This is a genomic window from Sporacetigenium mesophilum DSM 16796 (assembly GCF_059569055.1).
The window spans coordinates 1-6,660 of record NZ_JCANUR010000036.1 but is presented as its reverse complement, the minus strand read 5'-3'; the positions used below and the strand labels follow the sequence as shown (position 1 = coordinate 6,660).

The following is a 6,660-nucleotide window of genomic DNA, read 5'->3' as shown; positions in this document are numbered from 1 at the left end:
TAAGACCCCAGGAAGACTACCTGGTTGATAGGTTCAAGGTGTAAGTTCAGTAATGGATTTAGCTTATGAATACTAATAGGTCGAGGACTTGACCAATAATATGCTGTTTAGTTTTTAGTGTGCTAACACTATAAATAAGATTATGTGGTTACTATAGCAAAGAGGATACACCTGTTCCCATTCCGAACACAGAAGTTAAGCTCTTTAGCGCCGATGGTACTTGGTGGGAAGCTGCCTGGGAGAGTAGGACGTAGCCGCGTAGTCTTTTTTATTTATAAAAAAATAAACCTTTCAAAGTTTATAATATCACTTTAAAACCTTATAAAATATCAAAAATAAAGCGTATATGTTTACATATACGCTTTATTTTATATTATCTATTAGTTCCTTTATTTTATCTATTCCAGCTAAGAATTCATTCTCATTACATGCATATGAGATCCTTATATAATCATCCATGCCAAATGCAATACCTGGGACTGCTGCAACCTTATATTCATCTAGAAGTTTATTACAAAATTCAATAGAAAAACTTTCTTTATAATCTATTTTATTTTTTAAGTATGATATATCTATAAACAAATAAAAGGCACCTTTAGGATATATAAATTTCAGCTGAGGTATATTAGATAATTTATTAGTTATTAAATCTCTTCTATTTTTATAAGTAGATACCATATTATCTATATCATCTGCACAGTACTCTAAAGCTCCATAAGCTGTATATTGGGCAATTGTACAAGGATGAGATACTAAGTGACCTTGTATAGTTGATATGGCTTTAGCGATAGTTTTATTTGAAGCAGAATAACCTAATCTCAAACCTGTCATGGCAGCAGATTTTGAAAAACCATTTATAGTTATAGTTATATCCTTTGCTTTATCACTTATAGAAGCAATGCTTACAAAGTCTTCATCATAACATATCTTTTCATATATCTCATCTGCTAATATATATATATTGTTTTCAAAACAAATATTTACTATATCTTCTAATTCCTTTTTAGAATATATAGCTCCAGTTGGATTAGATGGGTTGTTTATAAATATAAGTTTCGTTTTATTTGTTATGTATTTTTCAATATCGAATTTTGTAACCTTAAAATCAATGGCCTTAGAAGTTTCTATAAAAATAGGATTACAATTTGCCAACTTAACCATTTCAGGATAGCTAACCCAATAAGGTTTAGGTATTAATACATCATCACCTGGATTGGTCAATGCTAGTAATGTGTTGGTTATAGAGTGTTTAGCCCCACTTGATACAACTATTTCGTCTATATCATATGATAAATCATTTTCTTTCTTAAGCTTATCGCATATACTTTCTCTTAATATTTTTAGCCCTGGAACTAAATCGTACTTAGTTTTATTTTCTTCAAATGATTTTATCCCAAATGCCTTTGCTTTTTCTGGAACATTAAAGTCAGGTTCCCCTATACTTAAGTTTATAATTTTTTCGCCTTGACTTTTAAGTACTGCTACTTTGTTACTTATTCCTATAGTATAAGATGGAGTTATATTACTTAGCCTATTTGATAACATTAAAACACCTCCTAAAAATAATATTTACTATATGATACTAAAAATTAGAAATAACATCAAACTTATATTTTAATTTATATATCTGATAAAATATGTAATAGAAGTAATTAATATTCAATTATTTAAGGGTGAAATTTAATATATTTGAAACTAAATACATAGATAAATTAATGTGAAATAAAAGACATTGAAGGAATTATATTACTTGACATAGAAACTGTATTTAAGAAGAAAAAATAATGACATAAATAAAAGTTGTTATACAAAAATGTAAAAAGAAATAATTAAAATATAAGACATTTAGTGGTATATAAAAAAATATAAAATTTTTCCAAAATGTAACATAAAAAATGCACATACTACAAATACTAGCTTTCAAAAAACTAACATAGCAATTTCAATGGATATAACCTGTTTGACTATTTTATATAAATTTGATACTCTTATTAAGTGATTTAAATAGATGCACAAGCCCTTTAACTTTGTTGAAGGGGATTTTTTTAGTCATATAACACTATATATAGTGTATATATATAATATAAGTACAATATGTTGTAATTAAGGGGGCGGACGAAATGGTTCAACAAGTGAAAAAAAGAGATGGAAGAATAATCAATTTTAATGAAGATAAAATAACTAGAGCTATATTTTTAGCTGCTAATATAGTTGCTAAAAAAGAAGGAAAAATAGCAGATTATGAAGTTTCAGAACAAATAACTCAAGAAGCTGTTAAATTTATAAATAGAAAGTTTGCAGGGAGTATACCGAGTGTTGAAGATATACAAGATGCTGTAATAAAGACTCTAATAGAAACGGGACATGCCAAAACTAGTGAAGAGTATATATTATATAGAGCAGAAAGAAGTAGAATAAGAAACTCAAAAACTAGACTTATGAAGGCTATAGAGGAAATAACTTTTTTAGATGCTAAAACTGCAGATATAAAAAGAGAAAATGCCAATATAAATGGGAATACAGCTATGGGAACAATGCTACAATATGGAAGCACTGTTTCTAAAGAATTTTGCAAATCATTTGTTATAAAGCCTGAACATACATTTGCACATGACCAAGGGGATATACATATTCATGATATGGATTTCTTAAATATGGGTACCTTAACTTGTTGCCAAATAGATATAACAAAATTATTTGAAGGTGGGTTTTCAACAGGTCACGGACATTTAAGAGAACCAAATGACATAATAAGTTATGCTGCATTAGCTGCAATAGCTATACAAAGCAACCAAAATGACCAACATGGAGGTCAAAGTATACCATTTTTCGATTATGGTTTAGCAAAAGGTGTAAAAAAGACATTTAAAAAATCTTATATAGAAAATATATACAAAGCACTTTATTTATTTAGTGATATAGAAGATGAAGATTCATCAAATATTAAAAAACTAATCAATGAATTAGAAGCGAAATCTAATAGAGAAGTATTAATAAAGCTAAGTGATAATTATTTAGAGTTAGAAAAAAACACATTGATGAATAATTATAACTTAGATGAAAAGCTAGTAAATAAAATACAAAAATTTGCTTATAAAGAAGCTTATAAAGAAACTGATAAAAAAACATACCAAGCTATGGAAGCTTTCATACACAATTTAAATACAATGCATTCAAGAGCAGGTGCTCAAGTTCCATTTTCTAGCGTAAACTTTGGAACTGATATATCTGAAGAAGGTAGAATGATATCTAAGAACTTATTACTATCATTAGAAAAAGGATTAGGAAATGGAGAAACGGCTATATTCCCTATATTAATATTTAAAGTTAAAGAAGGAATTAACTTAAATAGTGATGATCCAAACTATGACTTATTTAAGTTATCGTGTAGAGTATCAGCTAAAAGATTATTCCCTAACTTTAGTTTCTTAGATGCACCATTTAATCTAAAATACTATGAAGAAGGAAATCCAGAAACAGAAGCTACTTATATGGGATGTAGAACAAGAGTTTTAGGAAATGTATGTGGTCCAGAAACGGTAAGTGGAAGAGGAAACTTATCTTTTACAACTATAAACTTACCAAGACTTGGAATAAAGCACGGAGTAGTTAATAAGGATAATGTTGATCTAAAAGGATTCTTCAATGAATTAGATGAAAAGATAAATACAGTTATAGAACAATTACTAGAGAGAATGGAAATACAAGGTAACAAAAAAGTTATGAACTTCCCATTCTTAATGGGTCAAAATATATGGTCAGGATCTAGTGAATTAAGCTGGGAAGATGATTTAAAGGAAGTTATAAAACAAGGTACATTAACTGTAGGGTTTATAGGTTTAGCTGAGTGTTTAAAGGCACTTATAGGTAAGCATCACGGAGAAAGTGAAGAAGCTCAACAATTAGGATTAAAGATAATAGGACATATGAGAAAAAGAATGGATGAAGCTATGGATAAGTATAAGCTAAACTTCTCTTTAATAGCTACACCTGCAGAAGGATTATCAGGAAGATTCACTAGAATGGATAAGAAAACTTATGGTTCAATAGAAGGTGTAACAGATAAAGAATACTATACAAACTCTTTCCATGTACCTGTATACCATAAAGTAAGTGCATTTGAAAAAATAAGCTTAGAAGCTCCTTACCATGAATTAACTAACGCAGGTCATATAACTTACGTAGAATTAGATGGAAGTCCATCTGACAATATAGAAGCTTTTGAAACTATAGTAAGAGCTATGAAAGAATCTGGCATAGGATATGGAAGTGTAAATCATCCTCTTGATAGAGATCCTATGTGTGGATACAATGGAGTAATAGAGGGGGATACTTGCCCTGCTTGTGGAAGAAAAGAAGGCGACAATGGCATAGGATTTGAAAGAATAAGAAGAATAACAGGATATTTAGTTGGTACTGTTGATAGATTTAACGACGCAAAAAAAGCAGAAGTTAAAGATAGAATTAAACACTCTTAAAAATAAAAGATATGGTGGGGGTACTTATGAATATAAGACTAGCTTCACAGTTAACTATAGATAGTGTAGTTGATGGCCCGGGCCTTAGAGCTGTATTGTGGACTCAGGGGTGTAAACATGAGTGTAGGGGATGCCATAATCCCCATACACATGATATGAACGGTGGATTTGAAATAGATACTAATGAAATAATAAATCAACTTAAAAAACTAAGATTACAAAGAGGAATAACTCTTTCAGGGGGAGATCCTTTTGAGCAATCTGAAGCTATTATGGAAATAGCCGTAGAAGCTAAAAATATTGGATTAGATGTATGGGCTTATACTGGATATACATTTGAAGAGTTAACTGATATAAAAAATGCTAATTATTTTACTAATCTAATGTTACTTCAAAATATAGATGTATTAGTAGATGGAAGATTTATTGAAAGCAAGAGAGATATTAACCTTAAGTTTAGAGGCTCATCTAATCAAAGAATAATAGATGTAGCTAAAACACTAAAAAATAAAAAGGTTACACTTCACTCACAACATATAGAACAAGAACAACTTGATGAAGCTAAATAAGACAAAGAGTATCTAGTAATAGATGCTCTTTTTTAATATATACAATTCCTTTTGAATATACTTTCATAGGGGGGATGGTATGATAGCTAGCGGAGTACTTTATATTTTTGTATTAATACTTTTATGTTCTTTTATAATTATCTTAGAAAAAAATTTCAAGGGGAAGATATTTGATTATATACCTGGAATAGTTATATTGTATTTTATTACTATGGTATTATCTAACTTAGGATTATGGGAAGATAATAAAGAAATAACAGGTGTATATGATATAGTCAAAGGCAGTTTATTGCCATGTTTAATATTTTTAATGTTATTAAGGTGTGACTTGAGAGAAATAGTAAAGCTAGGTCCTAAAATGATTATAGGATTTTTTGCGTCATCTATAAGTATAGCAATTGGGTTTATAATAACTTACATAATATTTAAAGGTTTTTACGAACCAGAAACTTGGAAGTCTTTTGCGGTTTTATGTGGAACGTGGATGGGTGGAGCAGGAAATATGGTTGCAATACAAGAAGCTTTAAAAGTAGATGATGCTAAAATGGGTTATGCCCTTTTAATGGACTCTGTAAATTACTCAGTATGGGTTATGTTATTATTAGCATCTGTTCCCTTTGCAAATAGATTTAATAAGTGGACCAAAGCAGACACAAAACTAATAGATAAAATAGGAAGAAGCTTAAAAGACAAAGATAAAAAAACAAAAAATATAAATATAATAGATATATTAGTATTACTTATAATAGGATTTATAGTTTCTAATATATCGTTGTATGTAGGAAATTTTATGCCGCAGACAGATTTTTTGAACTCATCATCATGGGCTATATTAATAGCTACAATATTAGGAGTACTAGGGGCATTAACTAAACTAGGGAAACTAGCTGGTTCAAGTCAGATATCTAATATAATGTTATATATAATAGTATCTTTAATAGCATCTAGAGCTAATTTTGGTGATTTACAAAATGCTCATATATATATAATTTCGGGGTTTATTATATTATCTATACATGGAATGGTTTTAATATTGTTTGCTAAGATATTTAAGTTAGATCTATTTACATGTGAGGTAGCAAGCCTTGCAAATGTAGGTGGAGTAGCATCTGCTCCTATACTAGCAGGAACCTATAATGAAAATTTAGTACCTATAGGAGTTTTAATGGCACTTATGGGATATATAATAGGAACTGGGGGAGGGCTATTGGTAGGAAAAATATTATCTATGATATAAACGAAAAAGAAGTCCAAAATGCGGACTTCTTTTTTGTTTATGTTACTATTTCTTGAATCTTTTTTGAACAATAAATGATAAGTTCCAAAAAAAATTACAAAAAGTGTTGACGTATATAAAACATCATGATATATTATTACTTGTCCTCGAAAGAGGAAAATAAAGATTAAAAAATAAGTTGACAAAATGACTTTAAAGTGATAAGATAATACTTGTCCTTTAAAAGGGATAAAAATTGAACTTTGAAAATTAAACAGTAGGTCAATTAACACACCATTTATTTATAAAGTAATGCCAAGTTTATCATGAGAGTTTGATCCTGGCTCAGGATGAACGCTGGCGGCGTGCCTAACACATGCAAGTCGAGCGAGGACTT

General features: G+C 29.4%; 4 protein-coding genes and 3 rRNA genes. 6 read left to right on the top strand and 1 reads right to left on the bottom strand.

The genetic code is table 11. The annotated features are described in order from the left end of the window. Both BS62_RS14995 and rrf read left to right on the top strand, forming a co-directional pair. Positions 1 to 96: ribosomal RNA gene (locus BS62_RS14995) — 23S ribosomal RNA — on the top strand; the annotation flags it as partial. Positions 97 to 143: 47 nt separating this feature from the next. Beyond that, a 5S ribosomal RNA gene (gene rrf, locus BS62_RS14990) occupies positions 144 to 260 on the top strand. A gap of 103 nt (positions 261 to 363) precedes the next feature. Here rrf and BS62_RS14985 read toward each other — a convergent pair. Beyond that, positions 364 to 1,545, bottom strand: a complete 1,182-nt coding sequence (locus BS62_RS14985) for a pyridoxal phosphate-dependent aminotransferase (protein WP_496492069.1) — start codon at positions 1,543 to 1,545, stop codon at positions 364 to 366. 575 nt (positions 1,546 to 2,120) lie between these two features. Between BS62_RS14985 and BS62_RS14980 the strand changes: the two genes are divergently transcribed. The 4 genes from BS62_RS14980 to BS62_RS14965 form a co-directional block, all read left to right on the top strand. Next, a complete protein-coding gene (locus BS62_RS14980) occupies positions 2,121 to 4,478 on the top strand; it encodes an anaerobic ribonucleoside triphosphate reductase (protein ID WP_496492068.1) in 2,358 nt (785 codons plus the stop codon). Positions 4,479 to 4,504: 26 nt separating this feature from the next. Next, positions 4,505 to 5,047, top strand: a complete 543-nt coding sequence (gene nrdG / locus BS62_RS14975; RefSeq protein WP_496492067.1) for an anaerobic ribonucleoside-triphosphate reductase activating protein — start codon at positions 4,505 to 4,507, stop codon at positions 5,045 to 5,047. A gap of 79 nt (positions 5,048 to 5,126) precedes the next feature. Continuing rightward, the gene (locus BS62_RS14970) at positions 5,127 to 6,284 is read left to right on the top strand and encodes a DUF819 family protein (protein WP_496492066.1); all 1,158 of its coding nucleotides are present in this window, start codon (positions 5,127 to 5,129) and stop codon (positions 6,282 to 6,284) included. A 301-nt stretch (positions 6,285 to 6,585) separates the two neighbouring features. Continuing rightward, positions 6,586 to 6,660, top strand: a 16S ribosomal RNA gene (locus tag BS62_RS14965); the annotation flags it as partial.